The organism is Noviluteimonas caseinilytica, assembly GCF_018406605.1.
Taxonomy (GTDB): domain Bacteria; phylum Pseudomonadota; class Gammaproteobacteria; order Xanthomonadales; family Xanthomonadaceae; genus Noviluteimonas; species Noviluteimonas caseinilytica.
Window position 1 is genome coordinate 1,188,641 of sequence record NZ_AP024545.1, and the last position, 23,966, is coordinate 1,212,606.

Sequence of the window (23,966 nt, forward strand, 5' to 3'; positions counted from 1 at the left end):
CATGCGGGACGAGCGACGCGATGGTCGCGCGATCGACGATCACGCGGGCTCCTTGTGCGGATGCCGCGCGATCAGCAGGCCCAGCACGAAGTTGGACAGCACGCCCAGCGCCACCGTGGTGCCGATGGCGCGCAGCACCGGGATCGACGACCACGCCAGCAGCGCGAACACGAGCAGCGTCATGAGGCTGCAGACGATCAGCGCATGCAGCGTGCGCAGCTGCTCCTCGCGATCGTCGCCGGCGTGCTCGAAGAACAACGCGTAGTCCAGGCCCAGGCCCGCCGCCAGGATCAGCGCGACGAGGTGGAACAACGTCAGCTCCACGCCCACCGCGCGCAATGCGGCCAGGATCAGCACGGTGCTCAGCGCCATCGGCGCGAGCACGCGCCACACGCGGCTCGGCGTGCGCAACGCGATCCACACGGTCGCAGCAAGCAGCAGCGCCGCCAGGCCGAGCGCCCACAGCACGCGTTCGCGATAGGCGACGACCAACGATTCCGATGCCTGCTTGAGGTCGAGCAATTGCGCGCCTTCCGCGGCCGCGATGCGCGCGACGGCGTCCGGTGCCAGCAGGCCGTTCAACGACACGAGCGCGGTCGCGTGGTCGGGGCGCTGCAACAACAGGCTGTCGACGCGCACCTGCAACGGCGTGCCGGCGAGATCCTTCGGCACCAGCGGCTTCGCGTTGCGCGCGGCGGCGACGTCGGCGAGGAACGGTTCGAACACATCGGCGCGCAACGGCGATTCCGCGACCGCGGCATCCAGCGTGCTGCGCAGCGTGGCCGCATCGGGCAAGCGCGCCTGGCGCTGGCGTTGCGTGCGCTGGCTCGGCAGGTAACGCGCGGGATGATCGAAGCCATCGAGCACGCCGCCCTGCGCGCGCGCCGTTTCGAGGCGTGCCGCGACGCGCTCCGTGCGTTGCAGCACCGATTCGATGTCACTGCCCTGTACCGCGATCACGTAGCGCACGTCGGGCGCGCCGAGTTCGGTGCGCAGGTGCGCATCGCGGGCGAGCGCATCGGTTGGCACCGGCGTGAGCTTCGACAGATCGTTCTGCCAGAACGGGCCCGGCGCGAAGGCGGCGATGGCGATCCCGATGACGCCGAGGACCAGCAGCGACCAACGCGGTTGCGGTACGCGCGCGATCCAGGCGCGCAGGCTTTCGAGGCGTGGCGATGCGGCGGGGTCGCGCAGGTCCGGATCGACCAGCGCGGGCAACAGGAAGCGCGTCGCGAGCGCGGCCGTGGCCAGCCCCGCGATGGTAAACACCGCGAGTTGCTCCAGCCCTTCCACGCCCGACACGAAGAACGTCAGGTACGCGATGCAGGTCGATGCCACGCCCGTCGCCAGCGTGGGCCACAACGCGCGCACGCTCGCCCACGGCGCCACGCCCGTGCGCTGGTGGCTGAAGAAATGGATCGGGTAATCCTGCGCGACGCCGATCAGCGTGAAGCCGAACGCGACGGTGATGCCATGCACGCCTTCGAACAGCAGCGCGACCGCACCAAGGCCCGCCAGCCCCGCGCTCGCCAGCGGCAAGGCGCCGAGCAGCGGGATCTTCCAGTTGCGGTACGCCACGAACAGCAGCAACAGCAGGCCGATCGAATCGACCATGCCGATCCAACCCGCTTCGTGCTGCGTGCGGCCGCCGATGTCGACCGAGAACGCGCCCGGGCCGCTCAGCAGGATCGCGCCATGCGTCTTGCCGCGTGCCTGCGCATACGCGTTGCGGATCGTGTCGACGGCCACCTGCTGCCCGGTAGGATCGAACCCCGCCGCGCGCGTCTGGATCGCAAGCAGCGCTTCGCGGCCGTCGTGGTCGAACCACACGCCGTGCAGGCGTTGCGGTGCGTTCGCCGGTTCCCACGCTTCGGCAAGCGCCAGGGTCTCCAGCGTCGGATCGCTCGGGACCAGCGGTTCGATGAGCGCTGCGGCAGGCGAACCGAGGTCTTCGACGCGCGCCTGCAATTGTTCGCGCAGGTAGGAGGCGTCGAAGCGATGCGCATCGAGCGTCGGCGACAACAGGTAACGATACGGACGCAGGCGTTCCGGGAAGCTTTCGAGCCCGCCTTCGCCGTTGGCGACCAGCGCGAACTTCGGGTCGCGCGCGAGGCGCGCATGCAGCGCGCGCGATTGCGCGGCGAGGGTTTCCGCATCCGCGCCCGACAGCGACACCAACAACAGGCGCGAGCCCGGGCCTTCGCCGAGTTCGTCGATCAGCAGTTTCTGCGCGGGCGTGCGTGCGCTCGGCATGAAACGGCGCAGGTCGCCGCTGAGCTCGAGCTGTCCCGCGATCCACCAGCCCGCGACGGCGAGCAACGCGAGCCACAACAACGCGAGCGCAAGCCGCGTGCGCGGGCGCAAGGCCGGCGGCGATGGATCCGCAGCGGGCTCCGTCATTGCGGACGGCACAACTTGGCGAGCGCGGCGGCGTCGGTCACGCCGGTGGCGCTGCGCGCGGCGCCCGCGAGCAAGGTGCGCTGCAGGTCGCCCTTCACCGGGCGCGTTTCGATGCAGCGCAGTTCGGCGCCGCGGCCGAGCAGCACGATGTCCTGCACTTTCGCCGCGAGTGCCTTGTCCTTCGGTGCCAGCCGCAGTGACCACTGCTGGCGCGTGCCGCTGGCTTCGATGCGATAGAAGCGTTCGAGTTGCACGCGGTCGCCGGCGAGCATCGCGCCGAAGCTCGCCTGCAGGCCCTGCAGTTCCGGCGCGCGAGAGAGCGAGAACTTCCGCGCCTTGCCGCCGCGCGCGATCGAGACTTCCCCGCCGCGGATCGTCGTGGTCTCCGCGTACGGCGCGTGCACTTCGCGCACCAGCGTGTCGTCGGTCGGGCGCTTGTATTCGCCTTCGATGCGCAGCGGCGCCTTCAACAGGGGCGAGCCGCGCAGTTCGACGAAGTCGGTGCGCGTGGGCGAAGGCCGCTTCAGGCGCGCGAGGATCCAGCCCGCATCGGCGGGCTCAGGCGACGCGTCCGACGGGGCCGCTGCGCACGGCAGCGCCATGGCCAGCAGGAACATCGTCGCGAGTGCTGCGCGTTGGGTCGCGTTGTTCATCCGGCGTGGCATCCCGTGGGTGTTCCCAGAAGTCGTAGAAGTTGAACCAGTTGTACGGAGCGGCGCGTGCATGGTGCTCCAGCCGCGTGGCGTATCGGCGTGCCAAGTCGGCCAGCACCGCCGCGCGATCCTGCCGCGCGACCCTGATCGGCCCGCTAAACGGCTCGAACACCATGTCGTAGCGATTGCCGCCCCGGTACAGGCCGAAGGCGAGCAGCACCGGGGCCTGCAGCACCGCGGCGATCAGCCAGGGCGCGGCGGGCAGGCGCGCGGGCTGGCCCAGGAATTCGATGGGCAGCGACGACTCGCCCGGCTGCGTGCGGTCGACGAGCAGCGTGACGATGGCGCCTTCGGCGATGGCCTGCTGGATCGCGAGCACGATCGACGGTCCGTCCTGGCCCGCATCGATCACGGTCGCGGCGACGGCCGGATTGAGCGCGTCGAGCAACTGCGTCATCGCCGGGTTGTGCGCCTTGTCCAGCACCACGCGCACCTGGATGTCGGGCCGTTCGCGCGCGAGCACGCGCATCACTTCGAAACTGCCCAGGTGCGAGCCGAACAGCAGCACGCCGCCCTGGTCCACCGCTTCGTGCAGCGTGGCCAGGCCGTGCACTTCGAGGCGGAATCGGCGCAGGCGTTCGCCGAGCAGGAAGACGCGATCCAGGATCGTCGCGGCAAACGTGTGGATATGGCGCCAGACGTCGCGCAGCGTGGCCCGGCGACCGAGCACGCGCGTGAGGTAGTCGCGCGACGCGGCGCGTTCGGGCCCGCGCGTGGCGAGGAAATACAACACGATCGGATACAGGCACAGCCGCCCGATCGAACGCCCGCCACGGCGCGCGATGGTGCGGATCAGCCAGATCGCGAACCAGCCGCCGCCCTCGGGGCGCGTCTTCCAGTCCGCGCTCATGCCGCGACCTCGCCCGAGGCCAGCAGCACGCCGTCACGCAGCACGCGGAAGCGCCAGCGCGGCGCCTCGCCTTCCAGTTCGACCTGCGCCCGTTCGCCCGGCAACAGCGGTTGCACGAACTTCACCTGCGGCAGGCGCAGCGCGCCGAGCGGGCCGTACGTGGTTTCGATCGCCGCGAGTACGTGGTCGAGCAGCACGACGCCGGGCACGACCGGATGCCCCGGGAAGTGGCCGGGCAGGCTGGGATGGTCGAAGGGGACAACGAACTGCATGCAGGCGATCTTGGGTGGCGTTTCCGGACCGCGCGATTATGCAGCGCGCGCGGCGGCTGGGCCGTCGAGGCGGGGACCCCGCGCCAACGGTTCAGCCCCGCAGCGCATCGCGCCAGAACGCGGGCCCGAGCGCGGCCATCCGCCGCAGGAAATCGAAGAAACTCGAATAGCGTCCCGGGAAGCGCCGCACGCGGTACGCGTATTCGCCGATGAACAACGCGCCGACGAGCCCGTAGTTCACGCCGTTGGCGAACCACGACCACTGCGTGCGATCGAGCGTGAAGGGCGCCGCGATGCCCGCGCTCGCCAGCAGGCCGTCCGGCACCGCGCACAGCGCGAGCACCAGGTCGGCCACCGCCAGCGCTCCCAGGCTCACGGCCCACGTCGCCGTGAGCTTGCGCGTGTAGACGCGCAGTTCGGGGGCGAGGGCCTCGGGCGTGAGCTGGTCCATCGCGCACACGATGCGGGTGATCAGCGGCACGCGGCCCAGGCGCAAGGTGCGCCCGAACGTCCACGACACCAGCGCGACGATCGCCACCGGCACCAGCATCAACGGCAGCAATGCGTGCGGGGATCGTGCGAAGAAATACAGCGCCACCGCCAGCACCGCGGCCAGCAGCCACGCCCACGCGCGCCGGTGCGCGAGCGGTTCGAGCAACAGGATCACGGCGATGTCGCCCAGCGCGATGGCCGCAAGCCCGCCGTCATGGCGCGCGCTGGCGGCGTGCGCGAGCCAGGGATAGGCGAGCGCCAGCAGCAGGCGTGCCGGCGGCAGGGCGTTCAAGCGCGGGGGCTCAGGTCGTGCGGTTCGCTTCGACGTGCGCCGAGAGCGCGCGCAGCGAGGCGAAGATCTTGCGGTTGGCGTCGTTGTCCGAACGCAGCTGGAAGCCGTACTGCTTGGAGATGGCGAGCGCGAGCTCCAGCGCGTCGATCGAATCCAGGCCCAGGCCGTCGTTGAACAGCGGTGCGTCCGGGTCGATGCCGGCGGCGTCCACGCCTTCCAGGTTGAGGCTCTCGACGAGGAGCGTGGCAAGGTCGCGTTCGGCGGGGCTCTGGTCGGACATCGGGCTCTCGATCATGGGTGGGCGGCGGGCATTCTAGCGGCGTGCGCGCCCCTGGCAGTGCGCGGGCGCCGCACAACCGCCGCGCTATCATGCCGGCCCGACCCGCCCGCGACACGCAAGCCGCATGACCCACGAGAACTCGCAAGCCGCGGCGCCCGATGTGAATGCGCCTTCGGCCGCAACGATCGATGTCGCGGCCCTCGATGTGGATGTCCTCGTGGTGGGCGGCGGACCGGCCGGTTCCACCGCCGCCACCCTCCTGGCCCGCCGCGGCCGGAAGGTGCTGCTGCTGGAGAAGGGCCGCCATCCGCGCTTCCACATCGGCGAATCCCTGTTGCCGATGAACCTGCCGATCCTGCAACGCCTCGACGTGCTGGAGCAGGTGCGCGCGATCGGCACGCACAAGCCGGGCGCGGAATTCCCGATCGACGACGTCAACTTCAACACCTTCCGCTTCGAGCGCGCGATCGATCCGCAGTTCGGCTACGCGTTCCAGGTCAAGCGTGAGGAATTCGACCAGTTGCTGTTCGAACACGCGAAGGCCAACGGCGTGGACGCGCGCGAGGAAGTGAAGGTCGAGCGCATCGTGTTCGGCGCCGATGGGCGGCCGTGCGAAGCGATCGCCACCGATGCGGGCGGCGCCACGTTGCGCGTGCGCATGAAGTACCTCGTCGACGCCAGCGGGCGCGACACGCTGGTCGGTGCGCAGCTCAAGCTGAAGCAGAAGAACCAGAAGCACCAGTCGGCCGCGATCTTCAGCCACTTCACCGGCGTCGAACGCCGGCCGGGCGAGGACGCGGGCAACATCACCGTGCAGCGCTTCGACCACGGCTGGATGTGGCTGATCCCGCTGCAGGGCGATGTCATGAGCATCGGCGCGGTGTGCTTCCCCGAATACCTCAAGACCCGCCGCGGCGACAACGAAGGCTTCCTGATGCGCACGCTCGAATCCGAGCCGTCCGCCTGGAACCGCATGAAGGACGCGCAGCGCGTCGCGCCCGTGCATGTCACCGGCAACTACTCCTACACGTGCACGCGCATGACCGGCCCGGGCTGGGTGATGGTGGGCGATGCGTATGCGTTCGTGGATCCGGTGTTCTCCTCGGGCGTGTACCTGGGGATGAACAGCGCCGAGCAGGCGGCCGAGGTCGTCGACGGCGCGTTGACGGATCCTGCGCGCGAAGCCGCACTGCAGGCCGCGATGACCCGGCGCCTCAAGCGCGGCCTGAAGCACTTCCAGTGGTTCATCTACCGCTTCACCACGCCCGTCATGCGTCACTTGTTCAACAATCCGCGCAACGTGTGGCAGGTGGAGCAGGCCGTGATCTCGATGCTGGCGGGCGACGTGTTCGACAACCGCAAGGTGTTGCGCCGGTTGCGCATCTTCCGCGCGATCTACGCGTTCACCGCGCTGCAACTGGCGCCCGAGGCGATGCGCGGGTGGTTGCGCCGTCGCCGCCAGGTCGGCGTTTCGGTGAGCGGCGACACGCTGCAGCAAGGCAATCCGTGAGCGCAGTCCGTCCCCTGCAGACCGCGCCGCAGCTCCACGTCGACTACGTGGCGCAGTCCGACGCCGCTTCGATCGATGCGCAACTCGCGCGTCCCGACACGCTGGCGGTGATCGGTTTCGGCGATGCGATGCCCGCGCACGCGGATCCGCGTTGCCTGCGCGTGCCGTTGCAGGCCTTCGGGCCGGCGCCGCTGGAAGTCTGGCGTGCACGCGGTCCGGTGTCGTACGGCATGGACGGCGGCGTGCGCTGGGCGCAGGACGATGCGCTGCATTTCGGCGCGATCGAAATCCCGGAAGCCGCCGGCGGCCTGGAAGCCGCGAGCGCGGAGGCCTATGCGACGTTGTCGGCGTTCGTCGCCGCACGCGGGTTCCCGTCGCTGCTGCGCAGCTGGAACTACCTCGATGCGATCACCGAGGGCGACGACGACGACGAGCGCTATCGCCGCTTCTGCATCGGCCGCGCCGCGGGGCTGGGCGACGTCGCCATCGGCACGCTGCCCGCGGCCACCGCGATCGGTCGCCGAGACGGCACGCGCACGCTGCAGGTGTACTGGCTGGCGGCGCGCACGCCCGGCACGCCGGTCGAGAATCCGCGCCAGGTGAGCGCGTATCGCTATCCGCGCCGCTACGGTCCGCAATCGCCGAGTTTCGCGCGCGCGATGCTGCCGCCGTCCGACGACATGCCGCTGCTGCTCTCCGGCACCGCGAGCGTGGTGGGCCACGAATCGAAGCACCACGATTGCGTCGAATCGCAGCTGGCGGAAACCTTCGCCAACTTCGACAGCCTCATCGACGCCGCGCGCACGCTGCGCCCCACGTTGCCCGCGCGCTTCGGCGCCGCCTCGCGCCTGAAGGTCTACGTGCGCGACGCCGATGCGATGCCGCTGGTGGCACGGACGCTCGCCACGCACCTCGACCCGTCCGTTCCGCGCGTGCTGCTGCATGCGGCCGTGTGCCGCCGCGAGCTGCGCGTCGAAATCGACGGCATCCTCTGAACCCTCTCCTGGAGTAATGCGATGGGCCTGATCAGTCTGCTGTGGGGCGTGGTGTCGATGCTGTGGATGGTGCTCGCCCTGTTGCCGTTGCTCGGCTGGGGCAACTGGTTCCTCATCCCGTTCGCCGCGGTCGGCGCGATCATCGGGGCGATCGGCATCGCGATCACGTCGCCGGGCAACCGCGGACGTGCGAAGGCGGGCCTGGTGTTGAACGGCATCGTCATCGTGGTCGCCGTGTTCCGCCTGCACCTGGGCGGCGGAATCATCTGAACCAGTCATCACATGAATCGGTCATCGATCTGAACTCGATGCACGAACCGTGCCGTTTGGCCCCGAAACCCGACCACCCGTCGGGTTTCTTTCGTTAGGGCTGCGTGAGGCGCGCGCTGCGAGCCGCGCCGGTCCTCGCCGCAGCCAAAACGTACCGCCGGTTACTGCTGCACTGCGGCATGAAGTGTGATCTGCGTCACACGCATGATCGGCCCCGACCCGCCGATTTCCGCGACAGCACGGCCGGGCCCACCAACGTGATTTCTTGGCCGCCGACCATTCCGGCGGACGCAGAGTCTGTCGCGACAAAGAAAGGGGTTCTGACACATGAAGGGCAAGGCACTTTTGATCCTGGCCGGCATCACGCTGGCCAGCGGCGCGATGACCGCGCAGGCGGCGAAGCCGATGACGGACGCCGACAAGCAGGCCGCGGCCAAGGCCGTGGCGCAGAACCACAAGAACTTCAACGTCGTCGCGCCGCGCACGATGGCGCAGGCCAACGGCACGCTCCGCCAGACGCCGAGCGGCGGCAAGGCGATCAGCGTCCCGACCGAGTTGTGGAACACGCTGAGCGTGCAGAAGCAGGCCGACGGCTCGCTGCGCATGGTCGAAAGCGATGGCACCGCGCCCGCCACCAAGTCGGAGGGCCTGCCCAATGAATAAGTCCCTGCTTGCCCTCACCGTCGCGATCGGCGTCGCGCTCGCCGGCATCGCCAGCGCCGCCGACGTCATCCCCGTCAACTTCGACGGCGCCAACGAGGGCTACAACGATCCGACCCCGGCCGCGCCCGTCGCGGGCAACCCCGGCACCACCGTCGGCCAGCAGCGCCAGATCGTCGCGCAGTTCGCCGCGGACCTCTGGGGTTCGGTGCTCGTCAGCAACGTGCCGATCTACGTCGGCGCGCAGTTCAATCCGCTCGGCGCCAACGTGCTTGGCCAGGCCGGCGCGGCGAACGTGTTCTTCGATGAAACCGGCCTCCCCGTTCCCGGCACGCTGTACAGCGGCGCGCTCGCCGATGCGTTGCACGGCAGCGACCTGGATCCGGGCTTCACCGACATCAACTCGCAGTTCTCGTCGGACTTCGCGTTCTACTACGGCCTCGACGGCAACACGCCGGCCGGGCAGATCAGCTTCCTCGACGTGGTGATGCACGAGTTCGGCCATGGCCTGGGCTTCCAGAACTTCGAGAACGAAGGCACCGGCCGCTTCCTCGCCGACATCCCCGACATCTATTCCACCTTCACCCTCGACAACAGCACCGGCAAGCTGTGGACGCAGATGACGGTGAACGAGCGTCGCCTGTCGGGCATCAACTACGGCAACGTCGTGTTCAACGGCCCCAGCGCCACGTTCGGCGCCGGGCTGATCCTCGATCCGCGCACCGCGTTCCGCGTCACCGCGCCGTCGTCGATCGCCGGTGAATACAACTACGGCACCGCGAGCTTCGGCGCGCCGGTGACGCCGGCCAACTTCAACGGCAACGTGGTCAACGGCCTGCCGGCCGATGGTTGCGCGCCGCTGACCAACGCGGGCGCCGTCGCCGGCAACATCGTGATCGTCGATCGCGGCACGTGCGGTTTCGTCGTCAAGGCGGCGAACGCGCAGGCCGCCGGTGCGACGGGCCTGATCGTGGCCAACAACACCGCGGGCAGCCCGGCCCCGGGCCTCGGCGGCGCCGATCCGACGCTGACCATCCCGACCATCAGCGTCACGCAACCCGACGGTGCGCTGATCAAGGGCGCGACCGGCGTGCAGGTCGGGCTGGTCGTCGATCCGTCGAAGCTGCAAGGTGCGGACAACGCGGGCCACCCGCGCCTGTTCATGCCCAACCCGGTGCAGAGCGGTTCGTCCGGTTCGCATTACGACACCGCGACGGCGCCGAACACGCTGATGGAGCCGGCGATCAACGATTCGCTCAACGCGGCGTTGAACATCGACATCACGGCGAACCTGCTGAAGGACACCGGCTGGCACCTCAACACCGGCAACGCGGTGATCGCGGGGTGCGATACCTCGATCAAGATCATCAACGATGCCGGCATCATCATCGGTGCCAACGTGCAGGCGACCAGCAACCTGATCGCGGCGACCTCGCCGGACAAGGCGACGTACCAGAACCGCATGTCGCAGTACAAGGACCAGATGGTCGCGGCGGGCCTGATCACGGGCAAGCAGGGCGGCAAGATGATGCAGTGCGCCGCGAAGATCGTGAAGAACTCCAAGATCTGACTCCGCACCGCAGCGTTGCAACACAACGGCGCCCCCCGGGGCGCCGTTTTCGTTGGCCGGGCGTAGAATCCGCGCCCATGACCTACCCCTACGTCCGCCCACGGCGCATGCGCCGCGACGAGTTCTCGCGCCGCCTGATGCGCGAGCACGTCCTCACCGCCAACGACCTGATCTATCCGGTCTTCGTGCACGAACTCGCCGGCCGCGCCGCGGTGGGCTCGATGCCGGGCGTCGAACGCGTGTCGATCGAGGAACTGCTGCGCGTGGCCGAGACGGCGAGCGAGCTGCGCGTGCCGGCGCTCGCGCTGTTCCCGGTGACCGCGCCCGAAGCGAAATCGTTGACGGCCGAAGCCGCATGGGCCGACGACGGCCTGGTGCAGCGCGCCGTGCGTGCGTTGAAGCAGCGCTTCCCGGAGCTTGGCGTCATCACCGACGTCGCCCTCGATCCCTACACCTCGCACGGCCAGGACGGCCTGGTCGACGACAGCGGTTACGTCGTCAACGACGACACGGTCGAAGCGCTCGTGAAGCAGGCGCTGTCGCATGCGCGCGCGGGCGCGGATGTCGTCGCACCGTCGGACATGATGGACGGACGCATCGGCGAGATCCGCGGCGCGCTCGAGCTCGAGGGCCACGTGCACACGCGCATCCTCGCCTACAGCGCGAAGTACGCATCGAGTTTCTACGGCCCGTTCCGCGATGCGGTGGGCTCGGCCGGCGCGCTCGGCAAGGGCAACAAGTTCACCTACCAGATGGATCCGGCCAACGCCGACGAAGCGCTGCGCGAAGTCGCGCTCGACCTCGACGAAGGCGCGGACATGATCATGGTCAAGCCCGGCCTGCCGTACCTGGACATCGTGCGACGCGTGAAGGACGAATTCGGTGCGCCCACGTTCGTCTACCAGGTGAGCGGCGAGTACGCGATGTTGAAGGCGGCGATCGGCAACGGCTGGCTCGACGAGCGCGGCTGCGTGCTGGAAGCGCTGACGTCGATCAAGCGCGCGGGCGCCGACGGCGTGCTGACGTATTTCGCGCTCGATGCGGCGCGCTGGCTGCGCGAAGCGAACCCGTAACCGGCGGCGTGCGCCTCAGCGCACGCACCCATCCTTGCCGCCGGCCGCGGGAGCGCGCAGGCGGTAGATGTCGAGCTTGCCTGCATGCGGCGCCTTCGCCGCACCGCTGACCAGCAGTTCGCCCGGCTTGTTCCAATCGATCGCCGGGCCGAGCGTCCACGAATCCGTGGCATTGAACGACAACGCGAGCGGCGCGGCGTTCGCATACGTCGTGCCGTCGCAGCGCGCAACGAACAACTGGATCGGCGCGTCGTCCACGTTGGTCGAGCGCGCGAAGACGAGCGTGCGGCCATCGTCGAGCCATGCGGCGTCGAAATCATCGGCGGCGGTATTCACGCCGGGCACCGGGCGCGGATCGACGAAGGCCTTGCCGTTCCAGTGCGCGACGAACAAGTCGTGCCGCCCCGCGCCGCCGAAGCCATTGCTCGCGAACAACAGGTGCTGGCCATCGCGGCTCGGCGTGGGCGCCCACTCGTCGCCCGCGGAGTTGACGCCCGCGCCCAGCGATTCCACGTCGCCGAACGTCCCGTCGGGATGGACGGGCACGCGATACAGATCGTCGCCGCCGCGCCCGCCGGGTCGGTTGGAAAAGAAATACAGCCAGCGGCCATCGGCGGAGAACAGCGGGTCGAAGTCCTTCGCGGGCCCGTCGAACGTGGCCGGCTGCGGATCCACCCAGCGGCCGCCGTCGCGGCGCGCGATCCAGATATCCCATCCGCCGGGGCCGCCCGTGCGGTCGGGGCTGCCCCAGGCGATGTGCGTACCGTCCGGGCTGACCGACGCGCGGATTTCGTTGGCGGGCGTCGACACGGCATGCATGCCTTCGATGCCAAATTCAGCCAGGGCCCCGGCGCTGCCGGTGGCCAGGAGTAAAGTGGCCGCGCACCAGGTCCACGGACGTTCCATCGGCAATACCTTGCGTCGCAGGATGCGGCGCAGTCTAAGGGAGACGGCGATGAGCAGGCATTACGCGGTGTTCGGGCATCCGGTTGCGCACTCGCTCTCGCCGCGGATCCATGCGGCCTTCGGGCGGCAGACGTCGATCCCCATCGACTACCGCGCGATCGACGTGGAGCCCGGCCAGTTCACGCATGCGCTGATGGATTTCGTCGCATCCGGCGGCGCCGGCGCGAATGTCACGCTGCCGCTCAAGCAAGCGGCGTTCACGCTGTGCGACGACCTCACCGAACGCGCGCGCCGCGCCGGCGCCGTCAACACGCTCGTGCGCAACGGCGATACGTGGCACGGCGACAACACCGATGGCGTGGGCCTGGTCCGCGATCTCACCGAACGCCACGCACTCGACCTGCGCGCCCGCCGCACCTTGCTGATCGGCGCGGGTGGTGCGGCACGCGGGGTTGCGCCCGCGTTGCTCGACGCAGGGATCGGCGACTTGTTCATCGTCAATCGCACGCCCGAACGCACCGACCAGCTCGCCGATGCCCTGGCCGAACCGGACCGCGTGCATCCGCGCTACCTGGGCGATTTACAGGCGCTCGGCGAATTCGACCTGATCCTCAATGCCACCTCTGCTGCGCGCGACGGCAGCCACGTGCCGGCGATGCCGCGCGCGATCGTCGGCCGGCGGTGCGCCGCGGTGGACCTCAACTACGGCGAGGCGGCGATCCCGTTCCTCGCCTGGGCGCGCGCGGCGGGGTGCCACGATGTCGTCGACGGGCTGGGCATGCTGGTCGAACAGGCCGCGGAAAGCTTCGCGCGCTGGCACGGCGTGCGGCCGGAAACCGACGCGGTCTACGCGATGCTCAATTCGAACCACGATGCGCTGGTGACCGCGGACTGACCTGCGTCAGAGCGAACCGTCGCGCTTGATCGCCAAGTAGCGCTCCACCAGCGCGGCCGGCAATTCCGCGCACGTCACGTCCACCACCTGCACGCGATGCCGGCGCAACGCATCGTGCGCGGCGGCGCGTTGTTCGAGGTATTGCGCGGCCGCGGACGTGCGCAACGCCGAGGCCAGGTCCGGGGCATCGGCTTCCAGCGCCGCATCCACCGCGTCCTCGCGCAGGCTGGCCACGACCACCTGGTGGCGTCGCTGCAGCATGCGCACCGCGGCCAGCACGTCGTCGATGTCTTCGTCGCGCAGGTTGGTCACCAGCATCACCAGGCTGCGGCGCGCCTGGCGCGTGGCCAGTTCCGTCGCGGCGGCGAGGTAATCGGTGGCGACGGGGCGCGGTTGCAGGTCGTAGGTCGCGCGCAACAGCGTATCGATCGCGCCCAGGCCGCGTTGCGGGGCGACCCAGCATGGATCGCCGCCCGTCGCGAGCAGGCCGACCGCATCGCCCTGCCGCAACGCGAGGTACGACACCACGAGCGCGGCATCGAGCACGCGATCGAAGTGCGTCAGCGCACCGTCGCGCGCAAGCATGCGGCGACCGGTGTCGATCACCACGAGCAGTTGCTGGTTGCGTTCGTCCTGGTATTCGCGCGAGATCAGGCGACGCATGCGCGAGGTCGCCTTCCAGTCCACCTGGCGCAGGCTGTCGCCGACGCGGTAGTCGCGCATCTGGTGGAAGTCGGTGCCTTCGCCGCGGCGGCGCTTCACGTGCGCGCCCACCAGGCGCGAGGCCTGGTCCGCGCTGAGCAGCGCCAGCCGCGCGAGCGGTGCGAAGTTGGGATACACGCGCACGGACTGCGGCGCACCGAGCACGCGCGCGCGGTGCCACAGGCGCCACGGCGAGGCCAGGCGCACGTGCACGCCGTCGAACGCGAAGTCGCCGCGCGCTTCGGGGCGCAACCGGTAGTCGAACCGTGCGCTGGTCCCGGCGGCCACATGCAGCGTGCGCGGCAACCCGGTGCACGACCAGCCTTCGGGATGCAGGTCGTGCACGTCGGCGCGCAACGCGCGTGCACCGGCTTCGATGCGCAGGCCGATGTCGCGTTCGACGCCGATCGGGAACGCCTCCGGCACGATGCGCGACACGTCGGGCGGCGCCGCGCGCCACAGCCGCACGCCATCGAGCAACGCCGCCGCCGCGAGCGCGATGCCGGACCACGTCCACGTCGACGCAGGCACGAACTCGAGGCTCGCGAGCAGGCCGATCGCCGCCCACGCGAACAGGCACGCCAGCAGCGGCGGGGCCGGTCTCATTGGCGGGGCGCGTCCACCTTGGCGAGCAGCGCGTGCAGGACGTCGTCGGTCGCCTGTCCTTCGATCTGCAGTTCGGGCGCGAGTGCGATGCGATGGCGCAGCGCAGGCTTGGCGATGTCGCGCACGTCGTCGGGCGTGACGAAATCGCGCCCGGCCAGCACCGCCTGCGCGCGTGCGGTGCGCACCAGCGCGATGCTGCCGCGCGGTCCCGCGCCGAGCGCGATGCCGGGCCACGTGCGCGTGGCCCCGACGATACGCACGGCGTAGTCGATCACGGACGCATCCACGCGCACCGCGGCGGTGCCCAGCTGCAGGCCGATGATTTCATCCTGCCCGAGCACCTGCGGCACCTGCGACAGGTCGAAGTCCGACGCCATGCGCCCGTCGCTCACCGACGCGACCATCCGCGTTTCGTCCTCGAACGAGGGATAGCCGATCAGCACCTTGAGCAGGAAGCGATCCAGCTGCGCTTCGGGCAACGGGTAGGTGCCTTCGAGTTCCAGCGGGTTCTGCGTCGCCAGCGTCATGAAGGGCGGCGCGAGCGGGAAGCTCTGGCCTTCGATCGTCACCTGCTGTTCCTGCATCGCTTCGAGCAGCGCGGACTGCGTCTTCGCCGGTGCGCGGTTGATCTCGTCGGCGAGCAGCAGGTTGGTGAACACCGGGCCGCGGCGCACCTGGAACCGTTCGGTCTTCGGGTCGTACACGGCGTGGCCGCTGATGTCGCTGGGCATCAGGTCGGGCGTGAACTGCACGCGTGCATGCGCGCAGCCCAGGGCCTGCGCGAGTGCGCGCACCAGCAACGTCTTGCCGAGGCCGGGCACGCCTTCCAGCAATACGTGGCCGCTGGCGAGCAGCGCCACGATGACCTGGTCCAGCACGTCGTCCTGGCCGATGAAGGCGCGCGCGACGGCATCGCGCACGGCGGCGGCGCGCGCGATGAGGACTTCGCCCGAGATCGGGGCCGGGGGAAGGACGATGTCGTTCATAGGCGGTTTCTCAAGGCGATCAGGCGGGAAATGCGGGCGCGGAAATCCGCGGCGTCGAGGGTTCGGGGCGTCAGCAGTGCAGCCGCGATGTCTTCGGGCGCCAGGCCGGTGCGTGCGGCGATCGCGGCGACCTGGTCGTCGCCTTCGAGCGCGGCGGCGACGGGATCGCGACGGCGCAGGCGCGCGAGCACGTGGCGGCGCAAGGCGTCGTGCAGCACGGCGCCGCGGCCGTAGCGATACAGGTGTTCGCCGCTGGCCTGCACGTGTTCGAGCAGGGCACGGCGATCTTCGGGCGCCGACGGCAGGCGCGGCCCGAGGCGTTGCGCGCGCATCCACAACCAGCCAACGAGCAACAAGGCGAGCGGCACGAGGACGCGCCACGCGTTGTCGAGCAGCAGGCGCCACAAAGGCGGCATGTCGGACGCATAGACGAGATGGAACGTGCCCTTGCCATAGTTCGGCGCGAGCAGCTGGCGCGTGAACCCGGCGTTGAACACGCCGTTGATGCCGGCGTTGTCGAGGAAATCCGCGTCCGTCACGACGTCCACCGTGCCCGCGCCGTAGGCGATGCGGGCGAACGCATACCCGGGTTCCTTGTCGTCATGCCATCCAAGCACCGGCGGTGCGACGAGTTCGAAGCGGCGGCCGCACAAGGTGCGGTTCGAGTGCGCGTGCTCTTGCGGCCAGTAGGAGACACACCCGAAGGTGTCCAGTTTCGGCCTGACGCCCAGCGCCCCCAACAGCGGCACGTTGCGACCGGCCCTCGCGCGAGTCCCCCACGCCAGGGGCGTCAGCAGGTGTCCGCCGCTTTGCACGAAGGCCAACAGGCGCGCGACCTCGCGTTGCGACAGCGTGTTCGGATTGGCCAGCAGCACCACGGTGTCATGCGCGCCGAGCGGATGCTTGTCGAGCGCCAGCCGGCTGCGCGCATCCACGCGCTGGCCGTCGTGCTGCAACGCGACCTTCAGCAAGTACAGCGGATTGGTTGCGGCTTCGCCCTTCGGCGGCAACCAGTGGTCGACCGGCCGGCGTTCGAACGTTGCCGTCCACCACATGCCGATGGCAACGATGAGTACCAGCGCGACGAGTGCGGCGAACCCGGTCGTGCGCTTGTTCATCGCGACCACCCGAACCGCTCGGCCATGCGCGCCAGTTGCGCTTCGAACGTGGCTTCCTCCGGCAGGCGATCGGCGTACGCGGCGTATTGCCACGTGCGCACGACGGCGTTGAAGGCGTCGCGATCCTCGTTGTCCTGCAGCGCGCGCGCGGCGCGCAGGCATTCTGCCTCGGTGGCGCCGGGCACGAGGCGCGCACCGGTGCGCGCCACCATCGCCGCCACGCTGGCGCGATACAGCAACGCGAGCGCGGCCCGCACGCGGCCTTCGCGCCAGAGCGCGCGCGCGGCGGTGGGGATGTCGTCGGGCAGGCGTGCTGCGTGGACGAGCGGTGCGACGTCGATGCCGGAATCGGTGGACGTGGCGGGTTTCATGTCCTGCAACCACGGCAGCCAGCGCTTGCGCGAGACCAGCAGCAACAGCAGCACCAGCACCACCAGCAACCACAGCGCGGATTCGGCGAGCATGCCGAAGAAGTCCGAGATCGCGCGCAGGGCCGGCGATTCTTCGTACTCGACGGTGCCGGGCTTCGGCTTGTCGCGCCGCACCCATTCCTTGCGCGTTTCCTTGCGGCGGTAATCCGGGTCGTCGAGCGCTTCCTTGACGGCCTTGCGGAACGGGGCTTCCGACGCACGCCCTTCGCCGAACAACCGCGGCAACGTGGGAGGGCCCTCCTTCTCCTCTTCCTTTTCCTGCTTCGGCTTCACGACGGCCTTGTCGGGCACCGTGGTGTCCGCGCGCGCGGGCGGTGCGATCGCCAGCGTGCCGCCCACGACGAGCAGCAGTACCATCGCGGCGCCACCGAGGCGTTCGCGCAGGCGGCGGAACACCAGCTCCACGTCCCAGGCTTCCAGGTCCGTGCGCCGGTTGAGGTACAAGCCGAAGCCGGCGCCGACGTAGAACGGTTCCATCACGCTCATCGCGCCCCAGTACAGCGCATTGAACCCCAGGTGCGCCCAGGTTGGCGGGTCGCGCATCAACCACGACAGCAAGCCCAGCGCATCGCTGAACCGGTCGGGCGGTGCGAACAACGGCACCAGCCACAGCACGCCCATCAGCAGGGCGAATTCGAAGTTCGCGCACACCAGCGTCACCACGGTCGCCACGCCGCGCGCGGATCCGCCGACCACGCGACGACGCGCACTGCCGCTGTCCGCGCCTTCGAGCAAATCCACCGGCAGGTACAGCGCGCGCAACGGTGACAGGCGGCGCCACGTCAGGTGCTGGACCATCGCGCGCCATCCCCACGTGCGTTGCGCCGCCAACGTGGCACGCGTGTCGGGCGCATCGCCGAATACCGCGCGCGAGAGCACGAACAACGGCACGCGATCGAATACCGGCTTGAGCCACCACAGCACGAGCGGTGCGTACGCCAGCAGGTCCAGCCACCAGCCGAGCGCGTTGACCACGGCGAACACGGGCAGCGTGACCAGGCACCAGGGCCGCAGGATCGCGCGGAAGTGGCGGCGCACGAGCGCCATGCCCAGCTCCACCGCTTCCCAGGACGAACGCGGGCGCAGCACGATGCGGACCTGGTCAAGGCGCATCGGTCGCTCCCTTGCCGCCGCGCGCGAGCCACGTCAGCACGCCGGTCCACAGCACCGCACCGACGGTGAACGTGATGATCGGATCGCGCGTGCCGATCGACGACCAGAACGCCTCGACGAACGCGGCGACCAGCAACATGCCGAGCACGCCCACGCTGAGCAGCGCACCGCGGCGCCCGGCTTCGATCAACGCGTCGACGCGACGCCGCTGGCCGGGCGCCAGCAGGTCCACGCCCAGGCGCAGGCCCGCGGCACCGGCGATCACGACGCCGGTGAGTTCGAACGCCGAATGCCCGACGACGAAGCGCCAGAGGGGTCCGTCGAAACCCACGCCGTGCAGGTGCCCGGCGACCGCGCCGCCGTAGACGCCGTTGAACAGCAGCACGAACGCCGTGCCCACGCCGGCCAGCAACCCCGCGGCGAACGTGCGGAAGGCGATGCTGATGTTGTTGAAGATGTAGAGGCCGAACATCGCGACGTCGGTGCCGCTGGTGCGTCCGACGTCGACGTTGCCCGGGTCGTACATCCGCTCGAATTGCGCCACTTCCATCGGCGACAGCAGCGTGTGCACGAGTTCGGGATGCCACGTCACCGCGATGTACATCGCCACCGCGGGCACGACGAACAACGCCGTCGACAGCCACAGGCACACCGGGTCGGCGCGCACCAGCCGCGGGAAGTCCGCGAGGAAGAAGCGCAGCGCGCGGCGCCACGGCAACGGTGGCGGGCGGTACAGCGCCGTGTGCCCGCGTTCCATCAGCACCTGCAGGCGGTCCACCACCGCAGGGCTGTAACCGCGGCGGCGCGCGAGGCCGAGGTGCTGGCACACGCGCCGGTAGCGCGCGGGCATGTCCGCGTCCGATAGCCCCTGCCACGTGGCATCGGCGCGCGCGCGGCCGGGATGTCCGGCGCGCTTGTCGAGCCAGGCTTCCAGCGCGTCCCATTCCGCCGCGTGGCGGGCGATGAACTGGGCCTGCCTCATCGGCGCCCCAGCAGCCAGTTGGCGAGGCCGAACAGGCGCTCCACGCCTTCCGCACCCCGCGCCTGCGTCATCGGTTCCACCAGGTCGGCGAGTTCGGCCTGGCGCTCCGGCGTGAGCGTGGGCGCGCGTTCGGCGAAGGCGATGACCGCGGCTTGTTCGGCGGGACGCAGCACGATGCCCACGCCGTGCGGAGGCGCCTCGGCCAGCGGCGGACGCTTGCGCTCGCGTGCGACGTGCACGACGAGCGTGCGCGCCACGATGTCGCCCAGGCGCCGTCCCCACGGATCGGCGAGGCTCGTCACCAGGCCCGTTGCGTATCCGAACGGCAGCATGTCCACGGTGCGCAGCAGGTTGCGCGCGAACGCGGCCACCCAGCCGATCGGGCCGCCGTCCTGCGCGACGACGCGCAGTTCCATCACGCGCTTGCCGGGCGTCTGGCCGTTGAACAGGCCTTCGCAGACCACCGGATAGGCCCATGCGATGCCGAACAGCACGACCAGGTAGACGCCGTAGCCGGCCATCTCGAGGAACGAAAGCAGCGAACCGGCGGCGATGACCAGGCCGAGGCGGATGGCGAAATCGATGCCCCACGCGATCGCGCGCGGCACGGGCCCCGCGGCGGGCAGTCGCAGGGCGACGCCTTCGGGGGTGTGGACTTCGCGTACCGAGTCGAGCATCTGCAGCGATCCTTCGCGTGGTGGCCGGTCAGGCGTCGACGACGATGGTGTCGGCGAAATGATCGTGCAGGCAGCGCCGTCCCTCGCCGAAGATCGCGAGCGCATCCACCAGCAGGAACAACTGCCCGGCCACGGGCAACAGGCCGATCACGCCGGGCAGCAGCATGCGCAGCAGGAAGGTGCGCCCCAGGCCCGCGCGCGATCCGTCCACGCGCACGATGCGGATGCCGATCCATCGCTTGCCGAGCGTCTGGCCGTGTCGATGCAGCAGCACGACGTCGATGACGAGCACGACGGCGGAGACGACGGCCGCGGCCCCGAGGATGCCGACGATGGCATCCGTCACCATCATGCCGTTGAAGAACCATGCGAGGAACACGGGACCCAGCAACAACGTGTTGTCCAGCACCGCGGCGCCCAGGCGCGCGGCACGCGAACTGCGTTCGCCGCTGCTGGCCGAAACCGGTTGCTCGACGCGCGCCGCGGGCGCGGCGTACGGATTCGCGCCGATTGGATCCTGCATCCCTGGTTCCCCTGCCCCTGCTTACGGCCCTACTGTGACCGGCCCGCAGGATGCCCGCAACTCAGGCAACGCCACCCGCGAGGTACTGGTCCTTCAACCGCACGTAGTGGCCGGCGGAGTAATAGAGCGCTTCGATCTCCGCATCGGACAGCACGCGTACTTTCTTTGCCGGGTTGCCGAGCCACAGTTCGCCGCGGCCGACCACCTTGCCCGGTGTCACCAGCGCGCCGGCGCCGACGAAGCCGTGCTGTTCCACCACCGCGCCGTCGAGCACGATCGCGCCCATGCCGATCAGCACGGCGTCCTCGATGCGGCACGCATGCACGATCGCCTTGTGACCGATGGTCACGTCGTTGCCGATCACGGTGGCGAAACCGCCGAGTTTCGCGTGCGGGCCATCGTGGCTGACGTGCACCACGGTGCCGTCCTGCACGTTGGTGCGCGCACCGATGCGGATGAAATTGACGTCGCCGCGGATGATCGTGCCGGGCCACACGGAGGTGTCGTCGCCGAGCACGACGTCGCCGATGACGCTCGCGGCGGGGTCGACGTAGCAACGCTCGCCGAGGATCGGCAACTTGCCGAGATAGGGGCGCAGGGACATGGCGCGCATTGTAAGGGCGCGCGTCGGCGCGGGGGCGTGGCGCATACTTCCCCGCATGGATGCCGCACCCCACCTGACGATCGCCACCCCGCCCGCCGCCGACCTCCCGGCCACGCTCGAACGCCTGCGCACCGCATGGTTGGCGAACAAGCCCGGCCTGGAACAACGACGCGCGGACCTGGGCCGCCTGCGGCACGTGCTGTCCCGCCGCCTGGAGGCGATGGACGCGGCGATCCGCGCCGATTTCGGCCATCGCTCGACGCACGAGAACCTGATTTCCGAAGCGATGGTGACGCTGTCGGAGATCGACCTGGCGCGCCGCAAGCTGCGCCGCTGGGCGAAGCCGCGGCGCGTGGGCGTGGGCTGGAAATTCTGGCCGGCGCGCGCGGAGATCCGCCCGTTGCCGGTGGGCGTGGTCGGCATCATCAGTCCGTGGAATTACCCGGTGAACCTGGCGCTGGTGCCGCTGGTGTCGGCGATCGCGGCGGGCAACCACGTGTACCTCAAGCCGTCGGAGCACACGCCGCGCACGAGTGAATTCCTGCGCGACTTGCTCGCGGAAGTGTTTCCCGCGGATCGCGTTGCCGTGGCGATCGGTGGCGCGGACGTGGGCGCGGCGTTTTCCGCGTTGCCGTTCGACCATCTGTTGTTCACCGGTTCGACGGCCGTCGGACGCAAGGTGATGGCGGCGGCCGCGCCCAACCTCACGCCGGTGACGCTGGAACTCGGCGGAAAAGCGCCGGCCGTGGTCGCGCCGGATTTCCCGCTCGACCTGGCCGCCGCGCGCATCGCCAGCGGCAAGTGGTTCAACGCGGGGCAGACCTGCATCGGCGTGGATTACGCGCTGGTGGACGTGGCACGCCGCGATGCGTTCGTCGCTGCGCTGCGTGCGCAGGTGCAGGCGCGTTTCGGCGACTTCGCTGATGCGAGCAACTACACGCGCATCATCAACGCGGGGCAGTTCGACCGGTTGCAGGGCTACGTGGACGATGCGCGTGCGCGCGGATGCACGGTGGTGCCGCTGGTGGAGGTCGCGCCGGAGCGCATGCGCGCCGAGCGCCTGTTCCCGCCGACGCTGGTGCTGGATCCGCCCGACGACAGCGCGGTGATGCGCAACGAGATCTTCGGGCCGTTGCTCCCGGTACGCACGTACGCGCGGCTGGACGAGGCGCTGGCGTACATCGGCACGCACGATCGGCCGCTGGCGTTGTATCCGTTCTCGAACGACACGCGCACGGTGGAACGGATCATCGGTTCGACGCTGGCCGGCGGCGTCACGGTCAACGACACGCTCGTGCATTTCGCTGTGGACGGATTGCCGTTCGGTGGCAGCGGGCCGAGTGGCATGGGCGCGATCCACGGACGCACGGGCTTCGACACCTTCAGCAAATTGTTGCCGGTGTTCCGGCAGACGCGCTGGGCGGCGACGGATCTGTTGCGGCCGCCCTACAAGGGCTACGTCGACCGGCTGGTGCGCTTCCTCGCGCGCTAGGCCGGTTCGCGCGGGTGCACCCAGTTCGGTAACAACGTGTACGGGTCCAGCGCGATCTTCCGGTCGTAGTCGACGCGCGCGCCTTCGAGCTGCTGTTGCATCTGCCCGCTGCGCATCGCGTCGAACAACTCCGTGCACCCGCCGATGTGCGCGCCGCCGATGAAGATCTGCGGGATCGTCTGCGCGAACTGCTTGCGCAACACCGCGCGAATCTTCACGCCCAGGTCGCCCTGCTGGTACGCGACCGAATCCAGGTCGACGCTTTCGTAGTCAATGCCTAGCCGCGCGAACAACTTGCGCACCGCCCAGCAGAACTCGCACCACTCCAGCGCGAACAACACGACGGGCTTGTCGCGGATGACTTGCGCGACGAAGGCTTCGGCGCGGGCATCGAGCGGCTCTTCATCGGGCACGGGCGCGAGTCCGGGGATCGCGCACACCGGTGGCGGCGTGGGCCGATCGAAGCGATATCCGGGCGTCGAACGCGAGATGGCCACCTCGTCGTCGTTCATCGTTTCCGAAATGTGTTCGAACAGCGGCGTCGACATGTAGCGCTCACCGGTGTCGGGCAGCATGCAGACGATGTTGGTGCCGGGCGCGCTGCGGCGGGCGACGTGGAGTGCGGCGACCACCGTGGCGCCGCTCGACGGGCCGGCGAGGATGCCTTCGACCGTCGCCAGTTCGCGCGCCACGCGCAACGCATCGGCGCCGGCGATGGGGACGATTTCATCGACGAGCTGTTCGTCGCGCGCCGATTGCGTGAGGCGCGGGATGAAATCGGGCGTCCAGCCCTGGATGAGGTGCGGCTGGAAATGCGGATGGCTGCGGCTGGGCGCGCCGTTCGCATCGCGCGGTTGCGGAATGCCGCTGGCGAGGATCGGCGCGTTGTCCGGTTCGGCGACCACGATGCGGATGCGCGGATCGGCCTGTCGCAACACGCGGCCGACGCCGAGCAACGTGCCGCCGGTGCCGGTGCCGGTCACGAAGCAGTGCAGCGTGTCGCCTTCGAAATCCGCGAGGATTTCCCGCGCCGTCGTGCGCATGTGGACTTCGGCGTTGGCGGGATTCTCGAACTGGCGGCACAGGAACCATCCGTGCGCCTGCGACAGCTCCACCGCCTTGGCCAGCATGCCCGAACCTTTCTCCGCCGCCGGCGTCAGCACCACTTTCGCACCGAGGAACCGCAACAGCTTGCGCCGCTCGATGCTGAAGTTTTCCGCCATCACCACGACCAGCGGATAGCCCTTCTGCGCGCACACCATTGCGAGGCCGATGCCGGTATTGCCGCTGGTGGCTTCCACCACCGTCTGGCCCGGCGCGAGCGTGCCCGCGCGTTCGGCGGCTTCGATCACCGCGCGCGCCATGCGGTCCTTGACCGAGCCCAGCGGGTTGAAGGATTCGAGCTTGGCGAACACGTTGACGCCGGGGGGCGCGAGCTTGCCCAGGCGCACCAGGGGCGTGTTGCCGATCGTGTCGAGTATCGTGTCGTACCGCGCCATGCTGCCTCCTCCGGGGCCTTCCATCCGGGAAGAACGCGAACCCGCGCGCCAATGG

General features: G+C 69.6%; 24 protein-coding genes and 1 pseudogene. 8 read left to right on the forward strand and 17 right to left on the reverse strand.

Translation table 11 applies throughout. From position 1 onward, the window contains the following. Positions 1 to 39: 39 nt before the first annotated feature. The 6 genes from LYSCAS_RS05855 to LYSCAS_RS05880 all read right to left on the reverse strand — a co-directional run bounded on the left by LYSCAS_RS05855 (position 40) and on the right by LYSCAS_RS05880 (position 5,299). Positions 40 to 2,400, reverse strand: coding sequence for an MMPL family transporter (locus LYSCAS_RS05855; RefSeq protein ID WP_213436622.1), 2,361 nt, complete (start codon positions 2,398 to 2,400; stop codon positions 40 to 42). Beyond that, positions 2,397 to 3,053: a LolA-related protein gene (locus tag LYSCAS_RS05860; RefSeq protein ID WP_407075161.1), complete on the reverse strand. Its 657-nt coding sequence runs from the start codon at positions 3,051 to 3,053 to the stop codon at positions 2,397 to 2,399. The genes LYSCAS_RS05855 and LYSCAS_RS05860 overlap by 4 nt, the downstream gene beginning before the upstream one ends. Beyond that, positions 2,959 to 3,963, reverse strand: a complete 1,005-nt coding sequence (locus LYSCAS_RS05865; protein ID WP_213436624.1) for an LpxL/LpxP family acyltransferase — start codon at positions 3,961 to 3,963, stop codon at positions 2,959 to 2,961. The genes LYSCAS_RS05860 and LYSCAS_RS05865 overlap by 95 nt, the downstream gene beginning before the upstream one ends. After that, positions 3,960 to 4,235 carry a hypothetical protein gene (locus tag LYSCAS_RS05870; RefSeq protein ID WP_213436626.1) on the reverse strand — a complete coding sequence of 92 codons (276 nt, stop codon included), beginning with the start codon at positions 4,233 to 4,235 and terminating at the stop codon, positions 3,960 to 3,962. The genes LYSCAS_RS05865 and LYSCAS_RS05870 overlap by 4 nt, the downstream gene beginning before the upstream one ends. A gap of 91 nt (positions 4,236 to 4,326) precedes the next feature. After that, complete coding sequence (locus tag LYSCAS_RS05875) at positions 4,327 to 5,019, reverse strand: COG4648 family protein (RefSeq protein WP_213436628.1); 693 nt, start codon at positions 5,017 to 5,019, stop codon at positions 4,327 to 4,329. 10 nt (positions 5,020 to 5,029) lie between these two features. Beyond that, positions 5,030 to 5,299 (reverse strand): phosphopantetheine-binding protein, encoded by a 270-nt coding sequence (locus LYSCAS_RS05880; RefSeq protein ID WP_213436629.1) that lies wholly within the window; start codon positions 5,297 to 5,299, stop codon positions 5,030 to 5,032. 124 nt (positions 5,300 to 5,423) lie between these two features. Here LYSCAS_RS05880 and LYSCAS_RS05885 point away from each other — a divergent pair, with 124 nt between their 5' ends. The 6 genes from LYSCAS_RS05885 (at position 5,424) to hemB (ending at position 11,377) form a co-directional block, all read left to right on the forward strand. Next, the gene (locus tag LYSCAS_RS05885) at positions 5,424 to 6,809 is read left to right on the forward strand and encodes an NAD(P)/FAD-dependent oxidoreductase (protein ID WP_213436631.1); all 1,386 of its coding nucleotides are present in this window, start codon (positions 5,424 to 5,426) and stop codon (positions 6,807 to 6,809) included. Next, positions 6,806 to 7,804 (forward strand): chorismate transformation enzyme, FkbO/Hyg5 family, encoded by a 999-nt coding sequence (locus LYSCAS_RS05890; protein WP_213436633.1) that lies wholly within the window; start codon positions 6,806 to 6,808, stop codon positions 7,802 to 7,804. Before LYSCAS_RS05885 ends, LYSCAS_RS05890 begins: the two co-directional genes overlap by 4 nt. A 21-nt stretch (positions 7,805 to 7,825) precedes the next feature. Then, positions 7,826 to 8,074, forward strand: a complete 249-nt coding sequence (locus LYSCAS_RS05895) for a hypothetical protein (RefSeq protein ID WP_213436635.1) — start codon at positions 7,826 to 7,828, stop codon at positions 8,072 to 8,074. 327 nt (positions 8,075 to 8,401) lie between these two features. Beyond that, positions 8,402 to 8,737 carry a hypothetical protein gene (locus LYSCAS_RS05900; RefSeq protein WP_213436637.1) on the forward strand — a complete coding sequence of 112 codons (336 nt, stop codon included), beginning with the start codon at positions 8,402 to 8,404 and terminating at the stop codon, positions 8,735 to 8,737. Further along, on the forward strand, positions 8,730 to 10,304 hold the full coding sequence (locus tag LYSCAS_RS05905) for a PA domain-containing protein (protein ID WP_213436639.1): 1,575 nt from the start codon (positions 8,730 to 8,732) through the stop codon (positions 10,302 to 10,304). The genes LYSCAS_RS05900 and LYSCAS_RS05905 overlap by 8 nt, the downstream gene beginning before the upstream one ends. Before the next feature lie 77 nt (positions 10,305 to 10,381). Next, a complete protein-coding gene (gene hemB, locus LYSCAS_RS05910) occupies positions 10,382 to 11,377 on the forward strand; it encodes a porphobilinogen synthase (protein WP_213436641.1) in 996 nt (331 codons plus the stop codon). 15 nt (positions 11,378 to 11,392) lie between these two features. Here hemB and LYSCAS_RS05915 read toward each other — a convergent pair whose 3' ends face one another. Then, positions 11,393 to 12,283, reverse strand: coding sequence for a TolB-like translocation protein (locus LYSCAS_RS05915; RefSeq protein WP_213436643.1), 891 nt, complete (start codon positions 12,281 to 12,283; stop codon positions 11,393 to 11,395). Positions 12,284 to 12,332: 49 nt separating this feature from the next. Between LYSCAS_RS05915 and aroE the strand changes: the two genes are divergently transcribed. Continuing rightward, positions 12,333 to 13,178: a shikimate dehydrogenase gene (gene aroE, locus LYSCAS_RS05920; RefSeq protein WP_213436645.1), complete on the forward strand. Its 846-nt coding sequence runs from the start codon at positions 12,333 to 12,335 to the stop codon at positions 13,176 to 13,178. A gap of 6 nt (positions 13,179 to 13,184) precedes the next feature. Here aroE and LYSCAS_RS05925 read toward each other — a convergent pair whose 3' ends face one another. The 8 genes from LYSCAS_RS05925 to LYSCAS_RS05960 form a co-directional block, all read right to left on the reverse strand. Continuing rightward, positions 13,185 to 14,486: a DUF58 domain-containing protein gene (locus LYSCAS_RS05925; RefSeq protein ID WP_213436647.1), complete on the reverse strand. Its 1,302-nt coding sequence runs from the start codon at positions 14,484 to 14,486 to the stop codon at positions 13,185 to 13,187. Beyond that, positions 14,483 to 15,472 carry an AAA family ATPase gene (locus tag LYSCAS_RS05930; RefSeq protein WP_213436654.1) on the reverse strand — a complete coding sequence of 330 codons (990 nt, stop codon included), beginning with the start codon at positions 15,470 to 15,472 and terminating at the stop codon, positions 14,483 to 14,485. Before LYSCAS_RS05930 ends, LYSCAS_RS05925 begins: the two co-directional genes overlap by 4 nt. Then, positions 15,469 to 16,590, reverse strand: a complete 1,122-nt coding sequence (locus LYSCAS_RS05935) for a DUF4350 domain-containing protein (RefSeq protein WP_213436656.1) — start codon at positions 16,588 to 16,590, stop codon at positions 15,469 to 15,471. The genes LYSCAS_RS05930 and LYSCAS_RS05935 overlap by 4 nt, the downstream gene beginning before the upstream one ends. After that, positions 16,587 to 18,134, reverse strand: a complete 1,548-nt coding sequence (locus LYSCAS_RS05940) for a DUF4129 domain-containing protein (RefSeq protein WP_213436658.1) — start codon at positions 18,132 to 18,134, stop codon at positions 16,587 to 16,589. The genes LYSCAS_RS05935 and LYSCAS_RS05940 overlap by 4 nt, the downstream gene beginning before the upstream one ends. Continuing rightward, complete coding sequence (locus LYSCAS_RS05945) at positions 18,124 to 19,116, reverse strand: stage II sporulation protein M (RefSeq protein ID WP_213436660.1); 993 nt, start codon at positions 19,114 to 19,116, stop codon at positions 18,124 to 18,126. The genes LYSCAS_RS05940 and LYSCAS_RS05945 overlap by 11 nt, the downstream gene beginning before the upstream one ends. After that, positions 19,113 to 19,793, reverse strand: a complete 681-nt coding sequence (locus LYSCAS_RS05950; protein WP_213436661.1) for an RDD family protein — start codon at positions 19,791 to 19,793, stop codon at positions 19,113 to 19,115. Before LYSCAS_RS05950 ends, LYSCAS_RS05945 begins: the two co-directional genes overlap by 4 nt. Before the next feature lie 28 nt (positions 19,794 to 19,821). Beyond that, on the reverse strand, positions 19,822 to 20,316 hold the full coding sequence (locus LYSCAS_RS05955; protein ID WP_213436663.1) for an RDD family protein: 495 nt from the start codon (positions 20,314 to 20,316) through the stop codon (positions 19,822 to 19,824). A 61-nt stretch (positions 20,317 to 20,377) separates the two neighbouring features. Next, positions 20,378 to 20,929 carry a gamma carbonic anhydrase family protein gene (locus LYSCAS_RS05960; RefSeq protein WP_407075162.1) on the reverse strand — a complete coding sequence of 184 codons (552 nt, stop codon included), beginning with the start codon at positions 20,927 to 20,929 and terminating at the stop codon, positions 20,378 to 20,380. 46 nt (positions 20,930 to 20,975) lie between these two features. Between LYSCAS_RS05960 and LYSCAS_RS05965 the strand changes: the two genes are divergently transcribed. Further along, positions 20,976 to 22,412 carry a coniferyl aldehyde dehydrogenase gene (locus LYSCAS_RS05965; RefSeq protein WP_244858683.1) on the forward strand — a complete coding sequence of 479 codons (1,437 nt, stop codon included), beginning with the start codon at positions 20,976 to 20,978 and terminating at the stop codon, positions 22,410 to 22,412. On the opposite strand, the gene LYSCAS_RS15975 is transcribed toward LYSCAS_RS05965, so the two are convergent. Beyond that, entirely contained in the window at positions 22,409 to 22,924 is a 516-nt protein-coding gene (locus LYSCAS_RS15975) for a glutaredoxin (protein ID WP_244858723.1), read from the reverse strand. The genes LYSCAS_RS05965 and LYSCAS_RS15975 overlap by 4 nt on opposite strands. Next, positions 22,904 to 23,911: pseudogene (gene cysK, locus LYSCAS_RS05970) on the reverse strand (cysteine synthase A); the annotation flags it as partial. The pseudogene cysK and the gene LYSCAS_RS15975, both read right to left, overlap by 21 nt. Between the last annotated feature and the right edge of the window lie 55 nt (positions 23,912 to 23,966).

What these genes read in the sequence shown, in the direction of transcription:
- LYSCAS_RS05945 (WP_213436660.1), bottom strand. Translation starts at nt 19,116, where the DNA reads ATGAGGCAGGCCCAGTTCATCGCCCGCCACGCGGCGGAATGGGACGCG.
- LYSCAS_RS05915 (WP_213436643.1), bottom strand. Translation starts at nt 12,283, where the DNA reads ATGGAACGTCCGTGGACCTGGTGCGCGGCCACTTTACTCCTGGCCACC.
- LYSCAS_RS05885 (WP_213436631.1), top strand. Translation starts at nt 5,424, where the DNA reads ATGACCCACGAGAACTCGCAAGCCGCGGCGCCCGATGTGAATGCGCCT.
- LYSCAS_RS05925 (WP_213436647.1), bottom strand. Translation starts at nt 14,486, where the DNA reads ATGAGACCGGCCCCGCCGCTGCTGGCGTGCCTGTTCGCGTGGGCGGCG.
- LYSCAS_RS05950 (WP_213436661.1), bottom strand. Translation starts at nt 19,793, where the DNA reads ATGCTCGACTCGGTACGCGAAGTCCACACCCCCGAAGGCGTCGCCCTG.
- LYSCAS_RS05865 (WP_213436624.1), bottom strand. Translation starts at nt 3,963, where the DNA reads ATGAGCGCGGACTGGAAGACGCGCCCCGAGGGCGGCGGCTGGTTCGCG.
- aroE (WP_213436645.1), top strand. Translation starts at nt 12,333, where the DNA reads ATGAGCAGGCATTACGCGGTGTTCGGGCATCCGGTTGCGCACTCGCTC.
- LYSCAS_RS05895 (WP_213436635.1), top strand. Translation starts at nt 7,826, where the DNA reads ATGGGCCTGATCAGTCTGCTGTGGGGCGTGGTGTCGATGCTGTGGATG.
- LYSCAS_RS05935 (WP_213436656.1), bottom strand. Translation starts at nt 16,590, where the DNA reads ATGAACAAGCGCACGACCGGGTTCGCCGCACTCGTCGCGCTGGTACTC.
- LYSCAS_RS05880 (WP_213436629.1), bottom strand. Translation starts at nt 5,299, where the DNA reads ATGTCCGACCAGAGCCCCGCCGAACGCGACCTTGCCACGCTCCTCGTC.
- LYSCAS_RS05855 (WP_213436622.1), bottom strand. Translation starts at nt 2,400, where the DNA reads ATGACGGAGCCCGCTGCGGATCCATCGCCGCCGGCCTTGCGCCCGCGC.
- LYSCAS_RS05960 (WP_407075162.1), bottom strand. Translation starts at nt 20,929, where the DNA reads ATGCGCGCCATGTCCCTGCGCCCCTATCTCGGCAAGTTGCCGATCCTC.
- LYSCAS_RS05905 (WP_213436639.1), top strand. Translation starts at nt 8,730, where the DNA reads ATGAATAAGTCCCTGCTTGCCCTCACCGTCGCGATCGGCGTCGCGCTC.
- LYSCAS_RS05930 (WP_213436654.1), bottom strand. Translation starts at nt 15,472, where the DNA reads ATGAACGACATCGTCCTTCCCCCGGCCCCGATCTCGGGCGAAGTCCTC.
- LYSCAS_RS05870 (WP_213436626.1), bottom strand. Translation starts at nt 4,235, where the DNA reads ATGCAGTTCGTTGTCCCCTTCGACCATCCCAGCCTGCCCGGCCACTTC.
- LYSCAS_RS05965 (WP_244858683.1), top strand. Translation starts at nt 20,976, where the DNA reads ATGGATGCCGCACCCCACCTGACGATCGCCACCCCGCCCGCCGCCGAC.
- LYSCAS_RS15975 (WP_244858723.1), bottom strand. Translation starts at nt 22,924, where the DNA reads ATGAACGACGACGAGGTGGCCATCTCGCGTTCGACGCCCGGATATCGC.
- LYSCAS_RS05860 (WP_407075161.1), bottom strand. Translation starts at nt 3,053, where the DNA reads ATGAACAACGCGACCCAACGCGCAGCACTCGCGACGATGTTCCTGCTG.
- LYSCAS_RS05955 (WP_213436663.1), bottom strand. Translation starts at nt 20,316, where the DNA reads ATGCAGGATCCAATCGGCGCGAATCCGTACGCCGCGCCCGCGGCGCGC.
- LYSCAS_RS05940 (WP_213436658.1), bottom strand. Translation starts at nt 18,134, where the DNA reads ATGCGCCTTGACCAGGTCCGCATCGTGCTGCGCCCGCGTTCGTCCTGG.
- hemB (WP_213436641.1), top strand. Translation starts at nt 10,382, where the DNA reads ATGACCTACCCCTACGTCCGCCCACGGCGCATGCGCCGCGACGAGTTC.
- LYSCAS_RS05900 (WP_213436637.1), top strand. Translation starts at nt 8,402, where the DNA reads ATGAAGGGCAAGGCACTTTTGATCCTGGCCGGCATCACGCTGGCCAGC.